This window comes from uncultured Novosphingobium sp. (assembly GCF_964277725.1).
Taxonomy (GTDB): domain Bacteria; phylum Pseudomonadota; class Alphaproteobacteria; order Sphingomonadales; family Sphingomonadaceae; genus Novosphingobium; species Novosphingobium fluoreni.
The window spans coordinates 1-25,522 of sequence record NZ_CAXYKL010000190.1 but is presented as its reverse complement, the minus strand read 5'-3'; the positions used below and the strand labels follow the sequence as shown (position 1 = coordinate 25,522).

Here is a 25,522-nt window from a genome sequence, read left to right as displayed (position 1 = left end):
TGGCTCGTCATTCAGGCACTTTATGCCGCGCCGCTGGGTAATGATCCATCTAAGCGCATCCAAAATGTGATAGGTTACGGCTATCTGACGTCAGCGACGAATGCGACGAGCCCACTGATCATCGCATCCCGCAGGAAAGTGGCCACCTAAGTCCCCTCTCGCGCGAAGATACGAGCGTGATTCTTGTCAATTTCATAGCCCGCATAGGGACTGTCGTGGTGAAAAGGTAATTACTCTTCGCACCTAGCAGACCATGAAATCAAGCGGCGTGGCTTGGCGGTAGGGCAGAAAGAATGCCGTTATAGCCAACGCAAGTGTGTATCGCCCGACCAGTCATGCTCCCTAGGCCATCACTCAGCTCCACAATGGCCGCATATGATCGCGGGCCGGGAAACCGTCGGCCCCGGCCGCTTCATTCAGCACAGGCGAGCGAGCGAAGGACGGGCGAGGCCAAGACCGATCTCCGGATTTGTCAGCGGTATATCGTAGACATTTCCACTTGTAATGCGCGGATAGGCCGCCTCACCGATCCGCGCGCGACTACGCTTTGCGAGTTGATTTTAAGGCATTTTAGTGCCGTCAACCGCCGTGATTGACGGCTGCCAGCCTGACCGGGGAAGAGGATGAAAATCGATCGATTGCATCGCAGCGCTGAGGTTCCCCGTCGGAATCAACAAGGTGACTGGCGATTTCCTCGCGCATGGCCGCCACGAACTCATCCTTGCTCCGCAACAGAATGTCCGATGGTCCTGCGATCCCAATTGACAGACGCTCATGTGCCGTCATCGGTTCGGGCAGGCACATTGCGATCGTTCCGGCGCCGGGTGTTACGGTATTGTGGTGGAACGCGTACCCATTAGTGCGAACCGCCTGGACACGCTCCAGAAGCGTGGTGACAGAGACCTTGATGTCAACTTCTTGCGGCTCAGCGTTGTAGCGAATACCGATCCGCTTGATTTCGCTCACCGGAAGATCAGAGATCAAGGTGGCTCCGGTCGCAGAGCAAGCCAATGGCCGGCGAGATCCCTGAACGACATAAAGCCGTACAGGGGATGTAGCCTGGACGACGTGAATATACTCAGAGAATGTCTGGTTGCGAGCCGCCAGAACGATCGCCTGCCCGGTCCGAACGTTTAACCGGTGCATAAGCCGGATCAGCGGCCCATCGCTGACCATCGGGCCATTCACCCAGCTTCCGAGCAAAGACAGGCGCGTGGTGGGCGCAAATGAACGAGTGGGATTATTGTACACCAGGTACCCCATCTCGACGAGAGTACGCAGCAGAACCGAAGTGCTCGATTGCGGAAGGCCCAACAGTTCGGACACCACAGAAACCGGGGCTTCCCGCTTCAAGACGTCGAACAGTTCCAATATGCGCAACACACGACCGGCCGATTTCACGCAACGGTCGGTATCATCTTGTTCGTGACCCGCGATCCAGCCCTCCCCCAAGGCACGGCCAAGTCTGACGAGTTCCATCGATTCCTCTCCAACGAAGTTTCGACCACTCTAACAGATGTTCGGTTCATAACAAGGGCACACTTTCAGCCTTAAGGTACAGGTGGTTATCCGGCAAACCGAACGGCCTGCCGTGTTAAAATCACGTTATAAAATCGTACCTTAGAGCGTTAAGTCTGGCCGCAGCAGCGCCTCCTGCATGACAGTGGCTATCAGGCGCCCGGTGCGATCTTTGATCTGCCCCCGGACGATGCCTCTTCCGTCACCCGTCGAGGGGCTATCACAATCATAAAGCAGCCAGTCGTCCACCCGGCATGGACGATGAAACCAGATTGCGTGGTCGAGACTGGCCATGAAGGTTCGAGGCCAGCGATATTTCACCGGATGAGGAAGTAGTGCCACACCCGCGAGCATGAAGTCCGATATGTAGGCCACCAACTGTTGATGCACTGCCGGATCATCACTGTTTACGGCACTCGGCACCCTGATCCACAAGCGCCGGTTCGCATCCGGGTTGGGCTGCAGAAGCAACTCTTGATCGACAATGCGAATATCCAGCAACGGGAACGTCTGCACATTCTGGATTATCCCCCATAAGGCGGCCTGATCTTTGTCCGGATCAAGTGCAGTGATATCCGGTATCGTCTCCGGCTCTGGTACCGGGACCGAGGATGGCACTTGGTGTTCGAGGCCCCTCTCGCCGAGATGGAACGAGCATTCTAGATGCAAGATCGGGACGTCGTTTTGCAGCGCGACGACTCGCCGGGTTGAAAAGCGCCCCCCGTCACGGGTTCTATCCACCTCAAAACTCACGCTGGCGGATGCGGAACCGGCACGCAGGAAATAGGCATGCATCGAGTGGCAGGGACGCCCCTCAACCGTCGCCGCCGCGGCTGCCAGGGCCTGGGCCACGACCTGGCCGCCGAAAAGGTGATTGTTCCTGAAACTCTCGCCATAGAGATTGGTAAAACAATCCTTCGACGTAGAGGTAAGTTTTACCAGCTGCGTTGCGTCGCCTTCCCCGGCGATTTCTTGGGGAGCGATCGCACCATCTTGCCCCACGGCTCGTTCCCTTCTTAAAATCACGGCACCAATCGAACCGCCACGAACGGCATGTCCGGCAGCATCGATGTCAGGCCAAAGCGCGCAGTTCGATCTTGGCGATCTTGCCGGTGGCGTTGAGGGGAAGAGCGTCTAGGAAGCGGATCGAACGCGGCACTTTGTAATTCGCCATTTCCTCTCGGCACCAGGCGATCACCCCCTGTTCGGTGAGTTGCACTCCATTCTCCGGAACAACAAACGCACGACCTACGTGGCCAAGCCGATCGTCATCCACACCGACCACGGCAACGTTTGCAATCCCCGGCATCGTCGCCATGACGCGCTCGATCTCCGCCGGATAGCAATTGAAACCACCAACAAGGTACATGTCCTTTATACGGTCTGTAAGGCGCAAGTTGCCATCTTCATCCAGACGGCCCGCATCGCCAGTCAACAGAAAACCATCTGAGGTGAATGCTGCGGCGGTGGCTTCTGGATTGTCCAGATAGCCCGGCGTGATCTGCGGACCCCGAACGGCGACTTCGCCGATCTCACCTTGCGGGAGTTCTACGCCATCCGGACCTACGATACGCAGTTCCAAATTGCTGAGCGCATGGCCCACGGTCTGCGCAATGACTTCCGGTGGGTCATTGTCAAACGTGTTGCAAACTGACCCAGCCGCCTCGGTCAATCCGTAACCGGTTTGAACGATCGTGCCCTCACCCAGTAATTGACGCATGTCCTTGATTAGCCGAACCGGCACTACGGTGCCGCCGGTCGACATGATCCGCAAGCTGGAAAGATCGGTCCTTTCGCGGTCAGGATGATCAATCAAAGCACGCGCGATCGGGGGCGCCGTCGGCAGCATGGTCACGCCTTCTTTTTCAATCAGACGTAGCAACTCGCCCGCATCGAAGGTTCGGACCGGTATGATCCTGACTCCGTAGAGCAAGGAGACCTGCCAGCCGGCCCTGTAGCCGGCATTATGCGCAAAGGGAAACGTCACCGCGAAGACGTCATCCGGAGTGAAGCGGTTGATCTCCTCACGCTGGATATCGCACGCGATCATGCTTTTGCGGTGGGTCATCAGCACGCCCTTGGGGCGTCCGGTCGTCCCTGACGTGAAGATGATGTCAACAAGATCGTCGCCACATCCCTGGGCGATGCGCGCGTTCAAGGCGGCATCGTCTACCCGGTCGGCCGAATTCCGCAGGTCAGAGATCGACATGACCTTGCTATTCGCCGCGCTAGCCAAGGCATCCAGGACAACGAGTTTCTCTACCGATGCGGGGGCGTGCTGCAAGAGCGCGTCGATATAGCTGAAATCGCCAAACGACGCATCGCAAAAGACTAAGCGCACCTTGGCGTCGGTCAGGATGTCTCCCGCCTCTCGCCCTCGTAAACGCGTACCAACCGGGATGAGAACACCACCGGCGGCCTGAATACCGAGCGCGGCGATCACCCAATTCGTACTATTTACACCCCATATAGCGATACGATCGCCGTGCTGGATACCCATGCCCATCAGCGCCGCGCCAACCTCCCGGCTCGCCGCCTCCAAGTCGCGATATGAGATATTCGCATCACCTTCGGTTATGGCGATGCGATCAGCATGTATAGCTACGGACTGCTGGAAGCGGTGGTAGAGGGATGTATCGGTCATATCATTACCATCGCATTGTCGTGATAGAGTGGTCGACTGCAAGAAAAGGTCTCTGCTCGCAAGCTACTGATCAATCCAGCGAAACAGGTATCGCCCTCCTGCTTGTTTCCACAGCGCCATCATTCAATCTCACTTCTGATATCAGGCTTCTATCCAAAAACCCGCCGGCGTCGACCATCGCAGAATGTAGCAGTCTTACCGCTACTCCCCTTTTGCGAGTTCGAAAGCCATCTGCCTATCGAAGCGGGCTTGCGCCAGTCGCGTGCGGGCCGGCGGTTGCTGCGGCAACACCGGGATCGGCTGTCCTCGGCGCTGCGTCTCTTCCTCCAGTCGCGAAAACAGCTTGGCTCGGGTATCCTCCGCGGGGTTCAGGACTTGCGCGGGATCGACCGTCAGTGGATTTTGCGGAAGCGCGCGCTCAACGTTCAGCAGAATGGTTTCACCTTCGTCCACCGCTTCGCCCACGAAGGTCTCCACGCCTTGAAAGGTTAATGTCGCAGTGCCCGAACGAGCGGCCCAAGGCGCCCCCTTCGGCACAACCAGACGAAAGCCTTCGTCCACACGCTCGACTGAGGTCGCCCGGATCGGCAAGGGCCAACCATCCGCGTCCAGCAAAGTCAGGTGCCCGGGGGAGGAACGGGCGATGGCATCCGCCGCAATTTCTTGCCACGTCCTTTGCGGCCACTTGGGTGCGGGGCTGCCTTTACCCGCCGGCGCCGGATCGGACCTGAAGTCTGGCGAGATCGAGCCATTCCACACGTGTGGCGGTTGATCCATCGCATCTGCATTGTCCCACCACAGGACGCGCTCAGGTGCAATGTCGATGATGATACGGCTGAAATACCAAACGGCCTCACGCGCCTTGTCCCAGCCCACACCAGCTTGCGCGCCGACCATCTCCCAACCGGTTTCCGACAGGTAGCGAATGGCGTTGGCCTGAAGATCGCTATCGCGCACGGCGGCGATCCCTCTAATTGAGACCACCGGCTCGCCGGGCTGGCCCTCGATCAGTAGGCCGACCTTTGCATTGCGCCGGGCGCGCTCTGCCTTCGCGGGATAGGACAGGCCCGTCGCCACGCCCACCGCACTCAGATCATCCGTTGCGAAGCACAGCGTAGGCGTGTCGATCGGCACGCCAGCGCCACTGACAGTGGCAAATTCAGAAACAAAACTGCCTTCGAGAACTTTGATCACCGCTTCAGGCAATTGCTTCATGGTCATCGCCGGCGTCCTTTCCTGGAATATAGTCCACCTACTGCAGGAGTGAACGTCAGCAAACGCAGGCGCTTCTCCCTCTCGGGCTATCCAATTTCGGACGCTGATAAACAGTGTATGATAGGCCGGCGCAACTGCTAAATTACCGTCACCCCGCCGTGCCCTTGATCCGCTGCCAAATTTTCTAACGCCCCCCGGCGCCCTATTAGGTGACTGATAGACTCGGCATTCCCAAAGAGATTGCCTGCTGGCGCGGGGCCCAGATATGCTAACGGCAAGTAACTTTAGCCGAGTAATGGGACAGGAAAACCAAAATGCTGGATGAGAAAGCCAATCTAAAAGGCAAAGTCGCCGTTCTGCTGGGTGGTGGATTTGGTATCGGCGCCGCTGCTTCCTTGGGTTTGGCGCAAACGGGCGTGGACATCGCGATCTTTGACAAGGACGTGGCGGGAATGGCCGAAACCAAGGCACACGTGGAAGCTCTGGGCCGCCGTTGTGTGACAATGGTAGGCGATGTGCTATCAGTCGACGACGTCCGCAAATTTTACGAAATGGTCGGTCAGGAATTTGATCGCCTCGATATCGTGGTGAACGTGGCGGGCGGCGTGAAGCAGCGCGATTTCCTGCAGGGCACGGATGCGGAGGATGCCGAGGATATTCGCCGCAACTTCGGTTACGTGATTCAGTCGATCCGTCTCGCGGTCCCCCTGATTGAGCGTGCGTCGCGCGGTGGCAGCATCATCAACTTCACAACGATCGAAGCTTATCGCGGCGCCGCAGGTTTTTCGGTCTATGCTGGTGCTAAGGCAGCAAACGCCAATCTTCGCCGCGCTCTGGCTGTCGAATTCGGTACCCGCAATATCCGCATCAACGAAGTCACACCCGATACCACGCCAAGCCGCGGCAACATGTCGGCTCTCAAGCCTGATCTTCTGAAGTCAATGGAAGACGCGCCGATCGAGGATATCGAAGCATCGATGGCGATGTATATTCCACGGGGCGCAGCCGCTAGCCCTGAGGACTTGGCGGACACTGTCGTCTTTCTCGCATCCGACCTTTCTCGCTCCATCACCGGCATCAACATCCACGTTGATGGTGGCACTTCGGCCGCATTTGGCTTCATCAACTGGCCGGGCGGCGGCTATTGCCCCGCTCCGGTTGGCGAATCGATCAAGAAGCTTTTCCCAGGCGCGACTGTTTAACAGAAACACCGATGGCTGCCCGACCTTGACAGGTAGCCATCGGCTTTCGCAATCGCCGAAAGTTTATCATCACACCCTTGCTACTGGCCTAAACTCGCGCCGTCTGTGTGCTTATCGACCGGCAGGCATGGCACTTTGATCCAGGATCGCGTATCCTTGGTGGCATGGGCCTCGTTTCAAATTCCATCGGCAGCGAAAAAAAATCGGCGATTTCACCAGTCGATGAACTCCCACCTTATGTCTCAAGGCGAGAATTAACGGGCAAGCACACCGCCCGACGCAAGCAGGCGATCGATACTGCCGCCGCTATCTTCGCCCGCCTCGGCTATCAAGGTGCCAGCACTCGCGCTATTGCCGAAGCCTTAGGGATCAAGGTCGCCAGTCTCTATTTTCATATCGCCTCCAAGGAAGATGCGCTGGCCGAGATTTGTCTTCTTGGTATGCAGCGATCCTTGGATTATTTGGAGGAAGCGCGCCGCAAGACGACGTTGGACGAGCAAATTCGTCATTTTTTCGCCTGTCAGCGCGACGATTTGATCCACCATGCCGATTACGTCATTGTGTCAATTCGCGATCGAGATCATTTAAGTGACCCGGCCAAAAACCGTATTCGCGATCTCACCGCCCGCTTCCGTATTACGATGGATGAGATGTTCGTATTGGCCGAAGCACGCGGCGAATTGCATCCGGCGCTGACACCAAGACATGGCCGCTTTATCATGATCGGAACGTTGCGCGGCATCAGTGAGATGTATTTGAGTGGCGTGGATCTTGCCAGCAATGACATCATGGATCGCTGGGTGGAAACATTGATCCGCGGCGTTGTACCCGAAAACAAGTCTACGGGCGTGTAAAGGCCCCCGCGCGGGGGCCTTTACACAACGAATAGGATCTTAGGAAGGGTCGAACACAACGTCCAGGCGATGCGGCACACGCATCATCGCCCCTTTAAGCTGGGGCGGGGGACATGCTGGGTCGAGACGCAAATTTGGCAACTTGTCGAGAATGGCATTTATGGCCCGCGTCATTTCCACCCGCGCAAGATGCTGCCCGATACAGATATGCGGGCCGCTGGCGAACGAGAGATGGCGATTCGCATTCTGCCGTCGAATGTCAAAACGATCAGGGTCGGAAAACTTTGCCGGATCGCGATTGGCCGCACCCGCGATAACATCAATGATCGCGCCTGCCGGAATTTTCACCCCATCAATCTCGGTATCGACAGTCGCCCACCGCGACTGCGCAAGCACCGGACCATCGAACCGAAGCGCCTCTTCGATCGCGTTGGGGAGGAGACTGCGATCATTGCGTAGCAGCTCCAGTTGGTCAGGATGTTGAAGCAACTTAGTCAGCAATACGCTTGTACCGCGGTAGGTTGTGTCTCCGGCAGCATTGATAAGTTGGCGGAAAAATGAGACTAGCACGTCCTCCGGCAGATACTCCCCGTCCACCTCGGCCTGTACCAAGAGACTGACAAGGTCATCGCCAGGTTCAGCCCTACGCTGGTCTATCAGCTTCGGGAAATACTCACCCAATTTTGCCGATGCTTCCTCACCGATCTCGCGAACCGCCATGATCATCGTTTGCGCGACGGCCAGCTTATGGAAAACACGCCCCTCTTCCGTTGGCAGCGCCAGCTGCTTGTAGATCACGCCAAACGGGTACAGCAGCGTGAATTGGCTCACGAGGTCGGCTTTGCCCTCATGAATGAACGCCTCCATCAGATCGGTCACTACCGGATCTACGACGGAGCCGCCCCACTCGCGCACGAATTGGGGGAGAAAGACCTTCTGAAAAATGCGTCGGTAACGCGTATGCTCGGGGGCATCCATAGTAGACACGGAACGCCCAAAGCTGGCGCCCAGATTGAACACATAAGCAGCATTTGAAAAAACCGCCGGCGTCATCAACGCCTTATTGCACGCTTCGTAGCTCAGCAGCATATAATGCGGCGCGTCGGACGGCATCGTTAGGTCAGGGTACAGTCCCATGTATTCGCGATAATCGCCGGGAACGACTGAACCCTGCTGCCGAAGCTCGGCTATCTTCGGATAAGGATCGTCGTGATCTCCGAACAGGAGCCGTTCTTCCATGAACGGATTGAACGAGGCATCCTCTAAATCTCGTAGCTTCGGCAGGGCAGTCATTCAAAATCTCCAAACCTTCGCCATAGCGCTCAAAAAGCTGTGGCGGGCCTAGCGGTCGACCCGCAGCTTGATGGTGCTGTCACCGAACGGGCCATCACGGTTGGCGAGTGCCTGCTTCAAACCACCATCGCGCATGTCAGCCTTGAACTGCATCCGGCGAGGGCCCGTGCCCAGGTGCGCGCGCGCGTCCATTTCGATCGCCATACGCTGAATGTTCAGCATGCCCATCTGCTCCATCGCCAGATTGACGATACGCTTCTGAGTTGCCGCGAGGTCCGGATCGACAAGGGCCACGCGTTCAGCCAGATTGATCGCGAACTCGTCGATCTCGTCAGCCGGCACGGCATCAAGGACCAGGCCGATCTTAGCAGCTTCGCGACCCTGGATGATATCGCCGGTCAGCAGCAGACGCTTCGCCCACTGCGGGCCCACGTGGTAAGTCCACATGTGGGACGGCGGCGAACCGTTGGCTCGCGTTGCCGGAAAACCGATACGTGCGTCCTCGGCAGCCACGACCATGTCGCATCGGAAAGCAAGATCGGTACCGCCAGCAAGGCAGTTGCCGTGGATCTTCGCAATCACGGGCTTGTGCAGCATGAAGATCAGGTCAGGGATCGATTGGTTGCGTTCCATGGCCCACGTGTCGTTATCGATGCTACCGCCCGAAGGACGATACGTGACGCGATTTCCTTCTGTCTCGTCGCCTGCTTCGGCTTCCCATTGGTCGTACGCAGCTGTCAGATCGTACCCGGAACAAAAATCCTTGCCTGCACCTTGCAGCAGGATAGCGTGCACGTCTTCGCGATCATCGGCTTCCAAGAGGGCATCACGCAATTCCGCCAGCAATTGAAAGGAAAGCGCATTGCGTTTTTCCGGGCGATTGAGGGTGATACGTGCTACTGCACCTACTACTTCAAACAGCAGAAATTGCGGCTTACGTAACCACTTTCCGGAATAATCCTGCACTTTTCTCTCCAAACAACTCTAAAAGTGGAAACGCGATTAATTGAAGTTTTGGTTGTCACAACGATCGATAATCGACCGCCGCCCGCGGCCGACACCTATGGGCATCGCATCGACAGAGACCCCTCCTCAGCTCGAACGATAACGACGATCAAGAAGCGATCGCCATAGTTCCACCGAATTACTGCGTTACAGTAATACAGGCCCACCCAATGAGCTACGCCATGCCTGCTTCGGACGATGCCCATCACAGTTATGATAGACAGAGGCGCATTGTGCCTGCCAAATGCCCCTGATCGCAAAGTGCGGCCCGCGGGCATTCTTTATAAAGCCGGCACGAATGCCACTATAGAGAGAATTGCGGTCAACCAATTGGAATAAAGAGGGAGGGAAACACTAGGGCGCGTCCTTCCCTCTTTACTATTGCAAGGGTTCGATCAAGCGATCACGCCCGTTCGGCCCTTAGGGAGCAAACGACGACCATTCGAATACATGATCTGCTCGATTTGCTCATCAGTAAGGCCATTGCAGCCTTCGGCCACGAAATCACGCGGGGTAGGAACGCCCTCGGCGTGCGGGTAATCCGAGCCCATCAGAATGCAGCGGGCATCGCCGCCGAGCTGTTCCACGATTCCCTGAATGTCATCTTCCGGGTAAGCCACGACAAAACAATTGCGCTTGAAAATGGTCGACGGACGCTCGGTCAGCTGGCCCATCGGCCACCAGCCATTACGCGCCATACCACGCATCTTGTCCATCTTGTAAAGGAAACGGGGAAGCCATTCCGCTCCGTTCTCGACGCTTGCCATCTTGATGTTGGGGAAGCGACCGAAGAAATTCCAGTACACAAATGATGCCATTGTCATCATGACAGGGATTTCGCTGTAGCAGAACATCCACTGCCAGGCCGACTGGCCCTCACGACGTGACTGCAGCGGCTTTTCGCCCCACTCCTTGATCAGCGGATGCATGAAGTTCGCTTCAGAAACGTGGAAGGTCACCACCACGCCAGCGTCGTTCAAAATATTCCACAGCGGATCGAAGTACGGATCGGCCGGCGCCTTGCCGTCAGACGGCCCCATCGGCATGACGACAACGCGCACACCTTGTTCGACTAGCCACTTGGCTTCCTTCACTGCCCAGTCAAGGTCCCACAGCGCCAGGATCGGCGTGGAATAAATGCGGTCATCGGCATTCAGCTGCCACTCGTCCACCAGATACTGGTTCCAGGCATGAAACAGAGCATTGGCGCCTTCGGGCCCAAGCTCTTCCACCATCATTCCCAGGACGCCGAAAGACGCCACGAATTCACCAACGAACATGATGCAGGACTCTACGCCGAACTCGTCGAGCTTGGCGATACGTGCGTTGCGCTCGCTCATGTCAGCGGTCGGAGTGAAAGCCTCACCAACGGACTCGCCGGTCGAGATCGCGCGCAGCCACTCCTTCAGTTTGCCAGGCGGCGGGATTTTGCCTTCAGGATCAATATCAGCGTTTTCGACTCGGCGATCGCCGATGAAAAGACCAAACGTACCATCGGGACCGTGCTTGCGAGCTGGCATCCAGTCCTTGTGGAACTGTTTCGGAAGGTACTTCTCAAAAAAGGAATAATCCTTTTCTTGAATATGAGTGTCGCCGTCGAAAATCGGGCCGTCATACTTCGGCGCGGTGTTATCGACTGACTTCAGCGCTGCATTAGTGCCGGCCACGATAAACTCCTTATTGTTATCTGCAAAGTGTCCCGTCCGGTGCTTATTGAAACACCGGCTCTGTCCCTGACATACCGCACTCAGGCTTGCGCAGCAAACAAAACCGAACGATCGCACGGTTCCCCTTTGGGCTAGCTCGCCTGCCAGGATAGCCCTGCTCAGACCCGAACTGCATCGACGCAGTGCGTTGTTATACCGCAATTATTTTTGGAAAAGAGAATCAACCGGAGTGTTAGATCGTGACTGCCGCGAAGCGCCCGGAAGGAAGGAAGTCTCAAATGCTAGATAGGATCACGTGCTTGATAGCAGTGCTCAAAGGTGAGCTCCGATAGCCCTTCTTCACGAACAAAAAAGGGCCGCATAAATGCGACCCCTCCCTTTCAAATTTGCCTGAAATCCATTCAGCCTCGAGATTGCCCCAGTACATAGCGTTCCAGCGTCCGGTGGAAATTGATTAACTCCACCTCCTGCACCGGGTTGGGCCGAGCGTACTTGAACTTGCTGGACTTCATACCTGCCTGCACCTGTGCCATGTTAGCGATGTCTTGGTCCAGAATGAGGCAAAGGCTTTCATTCACCGGATCTTTAATGACGCGAGTCTGGACTTCAGGCTCCTTGCCCGGACCGTAGCGCTTCAGCGACCAAACTTCGAACAGGCACTTGTCGGGATTTTCCGGATCGCTGCTGTCGGGCCGCGCACGATACCAGATCGCGCCATCGTAATACGGCAGAGTGACGCAGTTCGGGAAGATATGCCAATCGCTCCCCGCCTTGGCCATCGCCTCGAACGTGAGTTTTTCGGGATACTGCGTACCATCCACCAGCGCTGCCTCGCGACCCAGTTCCATCGCCGTCACCATGGCGGTCATCGCATCCGTACCCTCGGGCAGGATATCCATGATCTTCTTGGCGGCTTCGAAGTCACGATCGGTCTGGATTGCATTCAGATCTTCTTCGATCTGTCGAAAGAACTCGACGACGCCGGCACGTGCATCGGTCTGATCGTTTGATGCCAGGCGCGGAGATGACGTGCCAAGAGGCTGCACGTCCTTCCAATACCCAAAGTGGGCGTGCTTACCCTGCGCGAAGCTTTGCGTGTAATCGTTACCCGCAACCGTCAGCAACTGCGGATGCGTGGCCGCGACGTGATAGCCTTCCATGAAAGCTTCCAGGGCCACCTTCCAATTCACGGGCAAATGCAACTCTGCCTTCCACCGGAAACGCATCTCGTGCAGTTCGAATGGATCCAAGAATTCCGGGATCGCTTCCAGATATTCGGCCAGGCTTTCGCCTTCCATATCCATGTTGATCCAGACAAACCCACCCCAGGTGTCGACGCGCACCGGCCACAAGTCCAGCCGCTCATCGTCCAGTGCGCCGTCCCAATCATCACGATCCTGGACCTGAACGTTCTTGCCTTCCAGATTGAAGGTCCAGCCATGATACTTGCATCGAAACTGACTGGCCCGGCCGCAACCGTCAGCCAAGCGGCGGCCCCGGTGAGGGCAGACATTGTGATAGGCGACGTAGCCCTCCTTGCCGCGTGCGACTACGATCGATTCCGTAGCCACATTGAACGTCAAGAAATCGCCGACGTTCTTCAACTCTTCCTCGCGACCGGCGATCAACCAGACCTTGCCCCAAAGGTGCTCGTTTTCAGCGCGCGCGAATTCGCGGGAGAGATAATTTTCCGGCGCCACGCGCGGCAGCGGCCCCGACTGTTTCAATTGGGTAGCCATATCTGGTCCAGTCCTTCACTCTCAGAGCGCCCTCGCATGCGCGATACGATTGGTCGCTCCATATAATGTCTTTGCTTGATAGGCTTAGCAGATATCGTTGCATACCTTGTCCAGCGCCATAGCCACTCGTGAGACAAGGACCAGAATCGAACCGCTAATCACATGCTGGATAATGCCGATGCCTGTACGCCACGGCTATGCGCCTTTTCGCTCCATAGATTATTCCGTGACGCAGGAATGTCCGACTGATTGGAGAGGATAGCATGGGCGAAGATATGGAAAAAGCCGTCCGAGAGCTGAAGGATCGCCAGGATATCCTCGATTGCATTCACCGCTACTGCCGCGGTGTCGATCGTTTCGATCGGGAGGCAGTGCGATCTGCCTACCATCCCGATGCGCTGGATGATCACGGCGAGTATGTGGGCGATGTCGAGGGCTTCATCGATTGGGCATTTGATTACCACACCCGCCATCAATTAAGAACGTTGCACAGCGTTTCGAACCACTTGTGTGAGCTGAATGGCGATCAAGCTCATACCGAGACTTACTTTACCTTCTATGCGGTGAACCGGGAAGCCCCGCATCAGGCCACCACCTCAGGCCGTTATATTGATCGTTTCGAGCGGCGCGATGGCCGGTGGGGAATTGCTGCTCGAATATGCGTGATCAACGGCTTGGGGACGGAACTCGATCCAGAAGGGCAAGCTGGCGACCTGGCGTTTGTACAAACGTCACGCGACCGCAACGATCCGGCTTACATGCGGCCACTCGTAGTAGACACGACGCGACTTTCAAGGGCGTCTATCTGAAGAATTCCGTGCGCAGGCACCGTGGAGGACGGTGCCTGCGCCGAATTAACCGCGTGGCATTCCCAGACCGCGCTCGGCAATGAGATTGCGCATGATCTCGTTGGTGCCGCCCGATATCGTCCAGCCGAACGAATTGATGAAATCGGTCATCCCCGTTAAACGGCGGCGCGGCGTGAAGCCCCGGCGAAAATGCCCCTCGACCCCCTCGATCCGCACAATCAAATCGCCGATGCGTTGAAACAGCGTGGTTTGGAATAGCTTGATTTGCGAGGACGCAATCGCCGTCACTGCCGGTGGTGCGCCTTCCTCGTGATCTTTCAGCAGCTTGCGGATAAAACGGCGACTGGCCTGCATATCCGTCAGCAGAGTGAGGAACTCACGGCGCAACTCGTCGTCCTCAAGCCAGGACGCCTTCGCGTCAAGCGCACTGCGGTAAAAAGCCTCCATGGTGTGGCGGCTGCGCTCGCCAGCCTCGAACGCTAGCAGGCCCCGCTCGGAAGAAAGTGTCGCCTGCGCAACGCGCCATCCGTCATTCTCCTCGCCCACGCGGTTCGCCACAGGAATACGTACGTCCGTCAGGAACAATTCGGAGAATTCGGCTTGCCCGTCGATTTGCTTGATCGGACGAACTTCAAGGCCTGGTGTGTCCATGTCCATGATCAGGAAGGAAATGCCGGCGTGCTTGGTCCCCTCCGTGCTGGTACGCACCAGAAGTATGCAATGCTCGGCATAGCGCGACATCGACGACCAGATCTTCTGCCCATTAATAACGTAGTGATCGCCATCACGCACGGCCCGGCAACGCAGTGACGCAAGATCAGAGCCGGCACCTGGCTCGGAGAAGCCCTGACACCATACCGTCCCGCGAGAGGCGGGCGGCAAGTATTTTTGCTGCTGTTCCTTGTTTCCGCAGGGAATTAGCGTTCCCGGCAAATGGTTCAAGGTGACAGTATGGACGTCCAGCATAGGGGCCTGGGCCCGTGCCATCTCGTCAGCAACGATCATCTGCTCCGCCAAGCCCAGGCCAACGCCGCCGAACTCCACCGGCCAATGCGGTACGGCAAGGCCTTGTTTGGCTCGCTCACCAAACCACCACCGCTGAAACTCAACATGATCATCCTCAGTGCCGCGTTCAGCAAGGGCGTCCCAGTCGTTCGGGAGAGCCTCGTTGATCCAGTCGCGGATGGCGGAACGAAATACGGAGGCATCGTTCTTCTGTTCAATGATCATCATGCAACCTCCAAAACATCTGCGCCATTCCGCATGGCCTCCGCAAGCGCCACATCGGCACGGTCGCGCAGCGCCGTATTCGCGGCCAACATCGCTTCATTCAATCGGATGCGCTTCAGGAAGAGATGCGGGTCATACTCCCGGGTATATCCGACACCTCCATGCAGCTGGACGCAGTCGGTGGATATTTTGGACGCCTTTTCGGTAACATTCGCCTTGGCCATAAGCGGCCATAGTCGCGATTCCGGCCCGTTTCCTTCAAGATTCTCGACCGCTTGCCAGACAAGATGTTCACAGATGATCGCATGGACCGCGTGGTCGGCAGCTCGGTGCTTCAAGGCTTGGAAGGCAGCAATCGCGCGGCCAAACTGCTCACGCTCCTTCATATAGGCAACCGTGCGATCCAAGACACCACGCGCCGCGCCGGCGCTGTCGGCGGCCAGCGCAAGCGCGAACAAGCCCTCGAACAGCGGCCGCATTCCCACTAGAGTAATAATTGGCGCTGCTGCCGAAAGGTCGGTCGAAATCATCGATCGCGTCTCGTCCCAGATCGAAACCTGCTCAATCGCGTCGTCGGCGATGCCGACGAGTACAAGGTCCTCCCCTTCGCCGGCGATCAACGCCGCAGCGGCACTGGCTTCTCCCAACAACCAGGTCGACCCACCGGCCAGGCTCGCTCCGACCCGTGCCTCGACAGCCAGAGTTGCCGTGCCGCCGATAACATCCGCGATCAGCTTGGCGACGCCCTCATCGTCCGCGACGGGGCTCCGCGCCAGAATTTCGAGCGCAACACTGGTCGCAAGAAACGCACCCGGAGCGCAGACCCGCCCCAGCTCGAGATGCAGGATCGCCATCCCGGCCGCGCCCAGACCGATACCGCCCTGTTCCTCCGGAAGCGCAATGGCAAGCCAACCCAGCTCCGCCGCCTGGCCTTGCAACTCAGCATTTAGACGATTGTGTCCATCGACATAGGCGTGGATGGCCAGGCTTGTGCATTGCTCTTCCAGAACGATAGCGATGCTTTCGCGCACCTCTGCAAGCTCAAGATCCATCATCGGCTCCCATCATCCATTCGTATGGAGAAGAATATCAATGCTCAGGCCATGGCCATGGCCTGTCGGTTTCGACAAGTTGAAACTGGGGCAATTCACCTCCCCCCGGAAGGCATCAGTATCGGGATAACTGACGATGTCCCTGCCCGATCCCTACCCGCGAAAGGCGGGTCCTTACCGTTAGCACGATACAAGCGAACTAGCGCTTTGCGATCCCATGAGTGATTCCGTTGACGATACGCGCTTGCATTTTGCTCTCGTAAATCTGTTTGAAATAGATAAGAACCCGTCAATATCCAGGCTTACCCTGGAAAACGTCGGTCAAATCGAAAAGTGAGGTGCCAGAACACGCAAAGCAGCCGAAATCGGTGCTTTTGCGTTCGACCACTCTCCTCCAACGTGTCGTCCCCAAACCGGTATAAAGCTGTTGCCAATGACGCTGACCCTGCTTAGCTTCGATCGGTGCGAATAGCCGACGGCAACGCCCACGAGCGACCATTACAGTGGAGTTCGATCTACTCACGGCAACGGGCTAGGGCGACGCTCTGTGATCGTGGCCGCCGCACTGTCGTCTTTCCAGGAGAGTCTAATGCAGAAATGGTCTGAATACGTCGAATTGCTGAAGCAGGCAGAGCCTCTGATTGACCAGACAACCGCTCCGGTGGACGAACAGTTGCGCGCGGATATGTATCGGCAATTTGCCATGGGCTTGTCTCAGGCCTATTTTCTGACCTTCATGATGGACCCGCGCTATCCCGAGTTCATTCCCTTTGAAAACTCCGCTTTTCTTGCGCAGCCAAATCCCGACGGAATTTATCACGCGTGCTTTTTGGATGGAGCCGGCACGTACAAGATCACAGGCGAGCGCGGAAATTGCGTTGTCGCCGGTTTCGCCACGGGCAAGAAAATTTTCGGGTTGCAGGACGAATGGGGCCAGGGCTTCGACAATTATGACGTCGATAGTCTCGACATCGATGCCGATGGCAAGTTTGAGGTCATCTTCAGCGAGCATAAACCGGAGGGGTGGACTGGCAATTGGCTGTATCTCAATCCCGAGGTAGATTTTCTGATGCTGCGACAGTTCCATTACAATTGGGGCCGCGATGTCGACATGCGCGTTGCCGTTGAGCGGTTGGATCCGATGCCGCCTCGCCCGCGCATGTCACCAGAAGAAGTCAGCGCCAAACTAACTCAAGTCATGCACTATCCGCGCCGGCTTACGACCACGGCATTGCTCAGCATGCGCCGCCCGCATGATGAAGGCTTCATCAACAAGGCTCACCTTCATAACTTCCAAGATCTGGGTAATGGAGACAGCTGGCCGCAGACCTATTTTGAAATGGTTTTTGATCTCAGCAAGAATCCCGACGATGTCTTGGTGCTGGAAACCGATTTGCCGCAGAACGTCAAATACTGGAATGTCCAGGTGATCGATGGGCTTTGGAATCAGGTCGATATTCTCTACCGGCAAAGCAGCCTCAATGGGGCCACGGCAAAGGTCGATACCGATGGCAAGTTCCGGGCCGTACTTTGCGCCAAAGATCCGGGTTATGCGAACTGGCTTGACACCGGGGATCATCCCTACGGGATGCTGATCGGCCGCTGGTACAAGGCGGACTCCCACCCTGTGCCCGATATCAAGGTAATGAAGCAGTCCGAGTTGGAAGCCTATCTGGGAGATCGTTCGCCCCGCATCTCGGCTGAAGACCGGGCAGCCGCGATGCGTGAGCGGTTGATCGGGTCTCAGTTACGGCGCAAATGGTAAGGTGACGCGCAGAAGGGGCGGGCTTGTAGGCTCGCCCCTTTAGGCAGACATAAACATCGCGGCGAAAACTAGTTTGCGGATACGCTTTCGAACAAGGCCTTACCTTCGGCGCTAGGGTAGACGTATTCAAGATAGTGGCCTAGTTCTGGAGCCTCGACATAGGCGAAACGCACCACCCCAGTGTCTCCCCCCATAACGACCTGACGGCCTTCCTGCTCCAGAAGGGCGTGAAGCGCATTCCACTGGTCATCGTCCTCGATGAAGTAACCGAAGTGATGGAACCGAATATCCTCGCCCTCCCGCAGCCACGTGCCGTGCAACTCCATGCCAGGGCCACGAGCCTCGATCAGTTCGATCATCTGGCCCGCAGTCCAAGCAAGCGCGATTTTCATCACCGCGCCGCCTTCCATCGGAGGAAGTGGCAACCGCGTGAAATTTTTCACGCCGTATTTCGCAAAGGTCTCGATGCCGGCATCTAGGTCTCGCACCACGTAGGCGTGCTGAAACGTTTCAAAACCTTGCGAGCCGGCCGCCGTGGGGAAAGTCGCGGGGCGTTCCACCAAAGTTTTCTTTGGCGCGGTAAACGTATCCGACATGATCATCCTTCTCCAAATACAGCTCGGATACCCTCTTCGGTGAGGCCATAGTCCGAAAGCTTGTAGGTGTGCTGCCCGTGCTTGTCCGACGGGTTCTGAGCCAGCCAGGTCCGCATATCCTGTTCGACATCAGGATTCAGCACCAGCCCCGCATGATCATAGATCGCACGTACGATGCCGATAGGATCCGCATGAAAATCCTTGTGCTGAACGTCGAGGATTTGCGCACCCCGCTCGGTCTCACGGATCGCATCTGTTTTCGCTTTCGCGTCTCCCCAGAACTGTACTTCCCGAGCGCCAACCTTGTGAAGATCGACATTTGGATCCATGAATTGCTGAGGATTCTGTAATACGCTGCAAACTGAACCAATGGATTTCACCGGATCGCGATGGGTGATGACCACACGGGCGTCCGGGAACACTGCGAACAAAGCGTCGAGATTTCCAAAGTGCCCAGGGTTTTTGAGCAGCCACCGCCGATCATCGTGCAATCCGATCAGCTTCAAAGCATCGGCCAGGTTCCGGTAGGAAGGCGTCTGGTCTTGAGCCTGCATCCACCGATCGTAGCGCGGCATCAGGGTGATCGACGGGAAGCGGTTTGTTACGAAGTCGTACCGAAGGATCTCGAGGCACTCTTCCACTTCGTCCACGAGCATCTCGTGCACGGCGCGCAACCCCGGCGTATCGGCATTGCGCTTTTCGAGTAACGCGACGGCGTGCTGATAGCCCGGCTCGTCAACCCAACGGTCTTGAGGTGGGCGCGGTTTAGGCCAGGATGCCAGCCAGAGATTTAAACCCTGGAACTGGGGATCGACTGACAATACCTTGTGCAACGCCGTCGTGCCAGTGCGTGGTATGCCGCAAATCACCAGCGGCGCGACTATCGTGCGATCCTTATAGCCCGGATTTCGCTTCCATTCGTCGACCAAGACGAGCCGCCCCATGAGACTGGTCTCGATCTCGCTTTCCCAATCCAGACGTCGGGGGACGCGAATGGCTTCATCCAAAAGCAGGCCGAGAGGCTTTTCGAAGTCCGTCGAGCCGAAGTCCGTCAAGCCGGTGCGCTGCATCGCGCGGCTCTTCAGACGCTCCAATGTGTCCAGCGCGTCTTGAGTAACGGCGAAATCTTCGATTGCAGGCTCACGGTCAACGATAGTTGCCATATACGATTTTTCCTCTCCAATGATGCGGCATGACGCTGCCCCGGCATGACGCGATCGCCGTCTTCGTACATGCTTCTGTTCCGTATGGAATCATGAAGCAGCAAGATCGCGCTTGCAGCAGGTCTCAGCCGAATTTACAGTTCCCATATGGCAACACGGCACGATCCCCTTGACCGTTTCGAAAGCCGGGAATGGCTGCTCCTGGAAGGGCTTCATGCCGGGCCGCTTCAAGACCCACCATGGCGTGATTTCGTCGGGCAGCTGCGGCAGTATACCGGCGCCCAGACCGCATCGCTCAGCTATCGGATGGATCATCTGGATGGTCCTGGCGTCCGCACCCTTTCGATCGCGCCGGAGGTTCCCAATGCGTCTGACCTGCATACCGGCGGTATCCATCCCGTCTTTGCCCCGCCCGGCCACCAGCGCATGCCCACGGGGCGCTTTTTTGACGTGTGCCAGTATCTGGACTACGGGCGTCGATCACACCGTGCCTTTCGCGACCTTGTGCAAACCCGCCATGGCTTGAAGTCTACGCGATTGGCATGCGTGGGAGATGGCATGGGCGGAATGGCCTGGCTATCTGTCAGCTGGGCGTGCGAGGATATATCGCAAACCGTTCTGCGCCTGCTAGACGCCTTGCTTCCCCATGTGGGAATATCTCTGCAGAACTTCGCGGCTCTTGATCGGCAGCGCAGTCATACTTTGGCATCACAGGAAGCGGTCCGCCGACTCAATCTGTGCTGGCTGAAAATGAATGCACAGGGTCGTATCCTCGATAAAGACGCGATGGCCGACGGCGTGTTGAACGCCAGTAGCGCCTTCCGCCGACCACCCGTTGACAGGCTGGTCCTGTCCGACCCCGTTGCCGATCGCGAAATGCGAAGCGCGCTTGCCGCGCTGGCGACGAAGCCAAACGGTCGGGCGCGCGCCTTCCGATTGTCCAGCCAGCCATGGCTCGATATGTTGCTGATGCGTTCGCGCGGCGATGCTTTGCTAGACACCATGGAGCCGGTGATCGTAGCGTATATTCACGGCGAAGTTGCAGAAAGCAGCGATCAAAGTGAACAGCTGGCTGATCTGTTTGGCCTTACCTTCAAAGAAGCGGGGCTGGCGATCGCCCTAAGCCGCGGACAAACCATCAGGGAGGCTGCCGTACAACTTGGCCTGACGGAGCAATCCGCTCGCGAATATACCAAGCGCATCTATGGCAAGACAGGTACCCGCGGGCAAGCCGATCTGGTACGCCTGTTGCTCACCAGCGTTGCCGCCATGGCATGAAAAGCAGCAGGAGAGGCCAAGAATGAAGCTGGGTATTGGTATCGGATACGCAGGCGCGAAGATGGACGTGCCGATCGAGCGTATTCGGCGCGCCGAGGCGCTGGGTTTTGATTCGGTCTGGACGGCAGAGACGTACAGTTCCGATGCCATGACGCCGCTGGCTTATATCGGCGCCCTGACCGACCGTATCCGGCTGGGTACCGGAATCGCGCAACTGGCGGCGCGCACGCCAGCGAATATGGCCATGGCCGCCCAGACCATCGATGCCATGTGCGGTGAAGGCCGGATGATCGTGGGCCTTGGTATGTCAGGCCCGCAGATCGTCGAGGGATGGTACGGACAACCCTGGGGCAAGCCGAATACCCGGATGCGCGATTACGTGGCGATCATGAAGCAGATATGGAAACGCGAAGGCCCCGTCAGTCATTCAGGCAAGGAAATTTCGCTGCCTTACACCGGCCCCGGCTCCTCTGGCCAAGGCAAGCCGCTTAAGAGCATCCTGCACGGCAACCCTGATATTCCCGTTATGCTGGGCACCGCGACGCCCTTGAACATCCGGATGACCGCGGAAATCGCCGACGGCTGGATGGCGATGCATTTGGCCCCCGATAGCTTCAAGACCCGCTACAAAGCCATCATCGAAGAAGGACTGGCGCGGCGTAGCGATGGCAAGGCGCTACAGGATTTTGAGATCCGCACCTCTCTCAGCGTCCAGATCGTCGATGATGTGAAGGCCGCATTAGATGCGCTCAAGCCAATGGTGGCGCTTTATGCCGGGGGCATGGGGTCTAAAAGCATGAACTTTCACAAAGACGCGATGATCGAGCGTGGCTTCGGCGCGGCGGCGGAACGCGTCCAGGAACTCTTCCTCGCGGGCCGCAAGGATGAGGCCGCCGCGGCGGTTCCGGATGAGTATATCGACGACGAGGGCTTGCTCGGCCCGCCAGCTCGGATCAAGGAACGGTGGCAGGCATGGCGCGATTCAGGCGTCACCAGCATGTGTTTCCTGGACGCGACCGACGAGGTCGTCGAACTGATGGGCAGGATAGGACGCGATTGATGGGCTCTCCGCGTGCCACCATAGCGATCATCAGATTACAGATTTCTTCGCCCTTTTGCCTGACCGATCAAACCGCATTAGCCAAACGGACGAAACTTAAGTAGTGGGCGCTTCACAGCGGCCGGTCGGCTCACGTCAGGTCGTCCCGTACGGGCGTATCGGTCTGATCCTCACGGCGGTGCTCATGCCAGGCAGGTGGAGAAAGCGATGGAATTCGAGCTTCGTGCTGTCTCCCCAGCCAAAGCCGCCAAAGATGATGTTGAAAAACGCGCCTCCTTCCTCGAAAAGCGCGATCCTACCTTCACCCAAGAATAACCCCTTCGTTCCGAGTCACTCTGGCTTCACGAGTCACTCCGATTAACTTGCAGGATCCAGGCGATGGCCGAATTTGACTATATCATCGTAGGCGCCGGATCGGCCGGTTGCGTTCTGGCCGAACGCCTTTCAGCTGATCCGCGCAACCACGTGCTCCTCATTGAGGAAGGCGGGCGCGGTGACCATTGGATTACCGAGATGCCCAAGGGCTTTGGCAAAACCACGTCCGACCCTGCCACCGCCCACTTCATCCCGACGACAAACAAGCGCGGCGCGGGACCCGAGACATGGGTTCGCGGCAAGATGCTGGGTGGCTCGAGCGGTATCAACGGCATGGTCTGGAACCGGGGTACGGCGGAGGATTACGATCGCCTGGCCGAACTGGCTGGCCCCCAGTGGTCATGGAGCGAGATGCTGCCCTACCTGCGCGGATTGGAAAATCATCGCATGGGCGAAAGCGACACGCGCGGCGTAGGCGGCCCGATCGAGATTTCGAACCATCCAGCCCCGTCGCCGCTGACGCACGCTTGGATCGAGGCGGGTGCGCAACTGGGCCTGCCGGTGAAGGAAGAGCACTCCATTCGGGCGCAGGAAGGCATCGGTTTGATGCAATGGAATATTGATCGACGCGGCCGCCGCGTCAGTTCCGCGCGTGCTTTTCTCAAGCGTGCGGAAGGTCGGCCCAACCTGACGATCGCCAGTGGCGTGAGAACGGACCGCCTGATCATCCGCAATCACCGTGTCGTCGGCGTGGAAGGTATGCGCGATGGGCAGCCCGTCACATACGCAGCGCGCGGCGAGGTGATCCTGTCTGCTGGCGCGATCGGCTCCCCCCGTATCCTCCAGCTTTCGGGCATCGGCGATCCTCAGGTTCTGTCAGCTGCCGGTGTGCCGGTTGTGCTGGAAAGCCCCTCGGTAGGGCGACACTTCCGTGAGCATCTGCTGATCAACCACAATTTTCGTTTACGTAATCCCAGGCACAGTCAGAACGCCGCTTACGGCGGCCTCGCCCTCCTCAAGAACGTGATAAGCCACGTTCTATTCGGCAAAGGTCCGATGTCCTACGGCTCTACAGAGGCAGCCGCGTTCGTACGCGTCCTGCCAGAGGCGCAGCGGCCTGATACTCAGATCATGTTCCAGCCCTATTCGCTGGATCCCAACAGCGGCTTGGCGTTTGAGAAGGAACCGGGGATGAGCCTCTACGCCTTCAAGCTGCGCCCCAGCAGCGAAGGCACCGTTTTCATCGGGTCGGCCGATCCGGCAGCTCCTTTGGTAATCAATCCGAACTATCTGGGCGAAGAAGAGGACCGCCGCGCCGCGATCAACTCGACGCGTTTCATCCGCAACCTTATGAAGCAGCCCGCCATCGCGGCCTTCACGTCAGGCGAGGTGGCCCCCACCGCAGGTAAGGAAAGCGATGAGGAAATCCTGGCACTCTACCATGAGCGCGGCCAGGCCGGCTATCACGGTACCGCAACCGTCAAGATGGGCCGCGACAACTCCGCGCCGCTGGACGGCAATCTGCGTGTCCGTGGCATCGAAGGTCTGCGCGTGGTCGATCTGTCGGTCTTCCCCGAGATGATCGCCGGCAACACCAATGCGCCCACGATGGGCATGGCAGCCCGCGCCGCCGATTTGATCCTAGCCGAACGCAAGTAGGGCACGGCGAGAGCAAAACTTGGTAGCGCAAGTGAACCTGACGTTATAAAGCGCGCACAAACTTGCTCGCACACGGCGTTGCATGGAGAAGGGAACTGGGAATGGCAAAGCTGACGATTGTTACGCGTGAGGGTACTGAACAAGAAGTAGAAGATGCCGGTGGCCGTAGCGTGATGGAAATCATCCGCGATAACGGCGTCGATGAGTTGTTGGCTCTGTGCGGCGGCTGCCTCTCGTGCGCGACTTGCCATGTCTATGTGGATGACAGCTTTGTCGATCGCCTACCGAAGATTTCAGAAGACGAAAACGACCTGCTTGATAGCTCTGAGAACCGGACAGAGCGTTCGCGTTTGTCTTGCCAGATCGAGTTCAATGACTCGCTCGATGGTCTTCGCGTCGAGATTGCCCCAGAGGATTGACCCATGCGCGCGGACCTCGGCCTATGCCGAGGTTCGCGTTTCAGTGGAGAGGCTAGCTCGGCCAAGCCCGGGCGAAGCCGATGCGCCGAGGACTTGGTTTGCCCAAGCTTGATCTGAGTTGATCCGTTTGGAGATTTTGCTACCTCGCCCTCACCCCCAGCCCTCGACCTACTGCGCCGTATACGCTTGACAGTAGAGGCGGGCGGACAGTGGCAAGTATTGTTCGACCGATTGCGCACACAGGGCCTAGATATCTGGAGAGCCCTGCCGCTGGTCGAAAAGCGGCGATTGATCCGGCACTTACGGCCCTTCTGGGATACGCACCGCTTTCGGATCGCGCCACAGATTGGTGCCATCCTCGATCGCCGCATTGCAAAAGGAACGCTGATGATACAAGCCGCGTCCATCCACGATGCCGCGATGCAATCAGGTCAGTTCGCCATCACCCTACGAGACCGCTCGGACCGGAACCGCCGGGACGTGCAGACGTTCGATGCCGTCATCACGACTACGGGGCCCGGCCACGGCAGCATTCTAAGTTCGCAACCTTTCCTCTCACAACTTCACAAATCAGGTTTTCTCTTGCCGGACCCCACCGGCCTCGGGATCGCAATAAATGAAACCAGCCGGGTGATTGGCATTCTGGGGCCCAACCCCAGTGCCTTTATCGCCGGTCCGCTGGCGCGTGGGACGTTCGGCGAATTGATGGGACTTCCTGATGTAACGAACCACGCCATGTCAGTTAAAATTAATATTGCCAAACTTCTTGCGGTATCTGACTTCGATACTGACGAGGGTTGAAGCATTGCCGAAGGAGTTGTTCTGCGATTAAACTGCCACAATTTAGATAGATACGTGAAGGTCCTTCGAAAACACACGGCACCCGATTGGAACACCCGCATTACTTCCAACGGAGACGACCCGTTCGGCTAACGGCGGGCTTCACTTCTTCCGGCGAAATTTCAACGCCTGCCCGATATCGATTTACGGCCCCCGCGCCACCTACCAGCTACCATTTTCCGCTCCCGACCTGCTGAAT

At 57.5% G+C, this 25,522-nt stretch carries 21 protein-coding genes; 9 read left to right on the top strand and 12 right to left on the bottom strand.

Going from position 1 to position 25,522, the window contains the following annotated elements:
* Positions 1–579: 579 nt before the first annotated feature.
* From ACHWRX_RS10635 to ACHWRX_RS10620, 4 genes are all read right to left on the bottom strand, one after another.
* Positions 580–1,479: an IclR family transcriptional regulator gene (locus ACHWRX_RS10635; protein WP_183616942.1), complete on the bottom strand. Its 900-nt coding sequence runs from the start codon at positions 1,477–1,479 to the stop codon at positions 580–582.
* 141 nt (positions 1,480–1,620) lie between these two features.
* Positions 1,621–2,520, bottom strand: coding sequence for an acyl-CoA thioesterase (locus ACHWRX_RS10630; protein ID WP_394659177.1), 900 nt, complete (start codon positions 2,518–2,520; stop codon positions 1,621–1,623).
* A 70-nt stretch (positions 2,521–2,590) separates the two neighbouring features.
* Positions 2,591–4,162 carry an AMP-binding protein gene (locus ACHWRX_RS10625; protein ID WP_394659176.1) on the bottom strand — a complete coding sequence of 524 codons (1,572 nt, stop codon included), beginning with the start codon at positions 4,160–4,162 and terminating at the stop codon, positions 2,591–2,593.
* Positions 4,163–4,363: 201 nt separating this feature from the next.
* Positions 4,364–5,383, bottom strand: a complete 1,020-nt coding sequence (locus ACHWRX_RS10620) for a hypothetical protein (RefSeq protein WP_394659175.1) — start codon at positions 5,381–5,383, stop codon at positions 4,364–4,366.
* A 308-nt stretch (positions 5,384–5,691) separates the two neighbouring features.
* On the opposite strand from ACHWRX_RS10620, the gene ACHWRX_RS10615 reads away from it, so the two are divergent.
* Together ACHWRX_RS10615 and ACHWRX_RS10610 are read left to right on the top strand one after the other, a co-directional pair.
* Positions 5,692–6,579: an SDR family NAD(P)-dependent oxidoreductase gene (locus tag ACHWRX_RS10615; RefSeq protein ID WP_058736593.1), complete on the top strand. Its 888-nt coding sequence runs from the start codon at positions 5,692–5,694 to the stop codon at positions 6,577–6,579.
* Between the two features lie 107 nt (positions 6,580–6,686).
* Positions 6,687–7,433, top strand: coding sequence for a TetR/AcrR family transcriptional regulator (locus ACHWRX_RS10610; RefSeq protein ID WP_394659174.1), 747 nt, complete (start codon positions 6,687–6,689; stop codon positions 7,431–7,433).
* Between the two features lie 39 nt (positions 7,434–7,472).
* Here the strand turns inward: ACHWRX_RS10610 and ACHWRX_RS10605 are convergent, their stop codons facing one another.
* The 4 genes from ACHWRX_RS10605 to ACHWRX_RS10590 all read right to left on the bottom strand — a co-directional run bounded on the left by ACHWRX_RS10605 (position 7,473) and on the right by ACHWRX_RS10590 (position 13,137).
* Entirely contained in the window at positions 7,473–8,726 is a 1,254-nt protein-coding gene (locus ACHWRX_RS10605; protein ID WP_394659173.1) for a cytochrome P450, read from the bottom strand.
* Between the two features lie 48 nt (positions 8,727–8,774).
* Positions 8,775–9,692, bottom strand: coding sequence for a crotonase/enoyl-CoA hydratase family protein (locus ACHWRX_RS10600; protein WP_058736590.1), 918 nt, complete (start codon positions 9,690–9,692; stop codon positions 8,775–8,777).
* A 434-nt stretch (positions 9,693–10,126) separates the two neighbouring features.
* Complete coding sequence (locus ACHWRX_RS10595) at positions 10,127–11,398, bottom strand: amidohydrolase family protein (RefSeq protein ID WP_221226060.1); 1,272 nt, start codon at positions 11,396–11,398, stop codon at positions 10,127–10,129.
* Between the two features lie 401 nt (positions 11,399–11,799).
* A complete protein-coding gene (locus tag ACHWRX_RS10590; RefSeq protein ID WP_394659172.1) occupies positions 11,800–13,137 on the bottom strand; it encodes an SRPBCC family protein in 1,338 nt (445 codons plus the stop codon).
* Positions 13,138–13,400: 263 nt separating this feature from the next.
* On the opposite strand from ACHWRX_RS10590, the gene ACHWRX_RS10585 reads away from it, so the two are divergent.
* Positions 13,401–13,946 carry a nuclear transport factor 2 family protein gene (locus ACHWRX_RS10585; RefSeq protein WP_394659171.1) on the top strand — a complete coding sequence of 182 codons (546 nt, stop codon included), beginning with the start codon at positions 13,401–13,403 and terminating at the stop codon, positions 13,944–13,946.
* A gap of 45 nt (positions 13,947–13,991) precedes the next feature.
* Here the strand turns inward: ACHWRX_RS10585 and ACHWRX_RS10580 are convergent, their stop codons facing one another.
* Together ACHWRX_RS10580 and ACHWRX_RS10575 are read right to left on the bottom strand one after the other, a co-directional pair.
* Positions 13,992–15,179 carry an acyl-CoA dehydrogenase family protein gene (locus ACHWRX_RS10580; protein ID WP_296077545.1) on the bottom strand — a complete coding sequence of 396 codons (1,188 nt, stop codon included), beginning with the start codon at positions 15,177–15,179 and terminating at the stop codon, positions 13,992–13,994.
* Entirely contained in the window at positions 15,176–16,231 is a 1,056-nt protein-coding gene (locus tag ACHWRX_RS10575) for an acyl-CoA dehydrogenase family protein (RefSeq protein WP_394659170.1), read from the bottom strand. The genes ACHWRX_RS10580 and ACHWRX_RS10575 overlap by 4 nt, the downstream gene beginning before the upstream one ends.
* A 544-nt stretch (positions 16,232–16,775) precedes the next feature.
* Between ACHWRX_RS10575 and ACHWRX_RS10570 the strand changes: the two genes are divergently transcribed.
* Positions 16,776–17,993, top strand: coding sequence for a DUF1214 domain-containing protein (locus ACHWRX_RS10570; protein WP_394659169.1), 1,218 nt, complete (start codon positions 16,776–16,778; stop codon positions 17,991–17,993).
* A gap of 68 nt (positions 17,994–18,061) precedes the next feature.
* Here the strand turns inward: ACHWRX_RS10570 and ACHWRX_RS10565 are convergent, their stop codons facing one another.
* Together ACHWRX_RS10565 and ACHWRX_RS10560 are read right to left on the bottom strand one after the other, a co-directional pair.
* On the bottom strand, positions 18,062–18,589 hold the full coding sequence (locus ACHWRX_RS10565; RefSeq protein WP_193753307.1) for a VOC family protein: 528 nt from the start codon (positions 18,587–18,589) through the stop codon (positions 18,062–18,064).
* 2 nt (positions 18,590–18,591) lie between these two features.
* Positions 18,592–19,752, bottom strand: a complete 1,161-nt coding sequence (locus tag ACHWRX_RS10560) for a sulfotransferase family protein (protein ID WP_394659168.1) — start codon at positions 19,750–19,752, stop codon at positions 18,592–18,594.
* A 558-nt stretch (positions 19,753–20,310) separates the two neighbouring features.
* On the opposite strand from ACHWRX_RS10560, the gene ACHWRX_RS10555 reads away from it, so the two are divergent.
* From ACHWRX_RS10555 to ACHWRX_RS10535, 5 genes are all read left to right on the top strand, one after another.
* Entirely contained in the window at positions 20,311–21,030 is a 720-nt protein-coding gene (locus ACHWRX_RS10555) for a helix-turn-helix transcriptional regulator (RefSeq protein ID WP_394659167.1), read from the top strand.
* Positions 20,957–22,090: an LLM class F420-dependent oxidoreductase gene (locus tag ACHWRX_RS10550; protein ID WP_394659166.1), complete on the top strand. Its 1,134-nt coding sequence runs from the start codon at positions 20,957–20,959 to the stop codon at positions 22,088–22,090. The genes ACHWRX_RS10555 and ACHWRX_RS10550 overlap by 74 nt, the downstream gene beginning before the upstream one ends.
* A gap of 378 nt (positions 22,091–22,468) precedes the next feature.
* Positions 22,469–24,064 (top strand): GMC family oxidoreductase, encoded by a 1,596-nt coding sequence (locus ACHWRX_RS10545; RefSeq protein ID WP_394659165.1) that lies wholly within the window; start codon positions 22,469–22,471, stop codon positions 24,062–24,064.
* Positions 24,065–24,165: 101 nt separating this feature from the next.
* Positions 24,166–24,483, top strand: a complete 318-nt coding sequence (locus ACHWRX_RS10540) for a 2Fe-2S iron-sulfur cluster-binding protein (RefSeq protein WP_058737261.1) — start codon at positions 24,166–24,168, stop codon at positions 24,481–24,483.
* A 186-nt stretch (positions 24,484–24,669) separates the two neighbouring features.
* Positions 24,670–25,284 carry an FAD/NAD(P)-binding protein gene (locus tag ACHWRX_RS10535; protein ID WP_394659164.1) on the top strand — a complete coding sequence of 205 codons (615 nt, stop codon included), beginning with the start codon at positions 24,670–24,672 and terminating at the stop codon, positions 25,282–25,284.
* Positions 25,285–25,522 lie beyond the last annotated feature (238 nt).

Excerpts from the sequence above, each read along its gene's own strand:
- ACHWRX_RS10635 (WP_183616942.1), bottom strand. The coding sequence starts at position 1,479 with ATGGAACTCGTCAGACTTGGCCGTGCCTTGGGGGAGGGCTGGATCGCG.
- ACHWRX_RS10625 (WP_394659176.1), bottom strand. The coding sequence starts at position 4,162 with ATGACCGATACATCCCTCTACCACCGCTTCCAGCAGTCCGTAGCTATA.
- ACHWRX_RS10620 (WP_394659175.1), bottom strand. The coding sequence starts at position 5,383 with ATGACCATGAAGCAATTGCCTGAAGCGGTGATCAAAGTTCTCGAAGGC.
- ACHWRX_RS10615 (WP_058736593.1), top strand. The coding sequence starts at position 5,692 with ATGCTGGATGAGAAAGCCAATCTAAAAGGCAAAGTCGCCGTTCTGCTG.
- ACHWRX_RS10605 (WP_394659173.1), bottom strand. The coding sequence starts at position 8,726 with ATGACTGCCCTGCCGAAGCTACGAGATTTAGAGGATGCCTCGTTCAAT.
- ACHWRX_RS10590 (WP_394659172.1), bottom strand. The coding sequence starts at position 13,137 with ATGGCTACCCAATTGAAACAGTCGGGGCCGCTGCCGCGCGTGGCGCCG.
- ACHWRX_RS10585 (WP_394659171.1), top strand. The coding sequence starts at position 13,401 with ATGGGCGAAGATATGGAAAAAGCCGTCCGAGAGCTGAAGGATCGCCAG.
- ACHWRX_RS10580 (WP_296077545.1), bottom strand. The coding sequence starts at position 15,179 with ATGATGATCATTGAACAGAAGAACGATGCCTCCGTATTTCGTTCCGCC.
- ACHWRX_RS10575 (WP_394659170.1), bottom strand. The coding sequence starts at position 16,231 with ATGATGGATCTTGAGCTTGCAGAGGTGCGCGAAAGCATCGCTATCGTT.
- ACHWRX_RS10565 (WP_193753307.1), bottom strand. The coding sequence starts at position 18,589 with ATGTCGGATACGTTTACCGCGCCAAAGAAAACTTTGGTGGAACGCCCC.
- ACHWRX_RS10560 (WP_394659168.1), bottom strand. The coding sequence starts at position 19,752 with ATGGCAACTATCGTTGACCGTGAGCCTGCAATCGAAGATTTCGCCGTT.
- ACHWRX_RS10555 (WP_394659167.1), top strand. The coding sequence starts at position 20,311 with ATGGGCGGAATGGCCTGGCTATCTGTCAGCTGGGCGTGCGAGGATATA.
- ACHWRX_RS10550 (WP_394659166.1), top strand. The coding sequence starts at position 20,957 with ATGGCAAGACAGGTACCCGCGGGCAAGCCGATCTGGTACGCCTGTTGC.
- ACHWRX_RS10545 (WP_394659165.1), top strand. The coding sequence starts at position 22,469 with ATGGCCGAATTTGACTATATCATCGTAGGCGCCGGATCGGCCGGTTGC.
- ACHWRX_RS10540 (WP_058737261.1), top strand. The coding sequence starts at position 24,166 with ATGGCAAAGCTGACGATTGTTACGCGTGAGGGTACTGAACAAGAAGTA.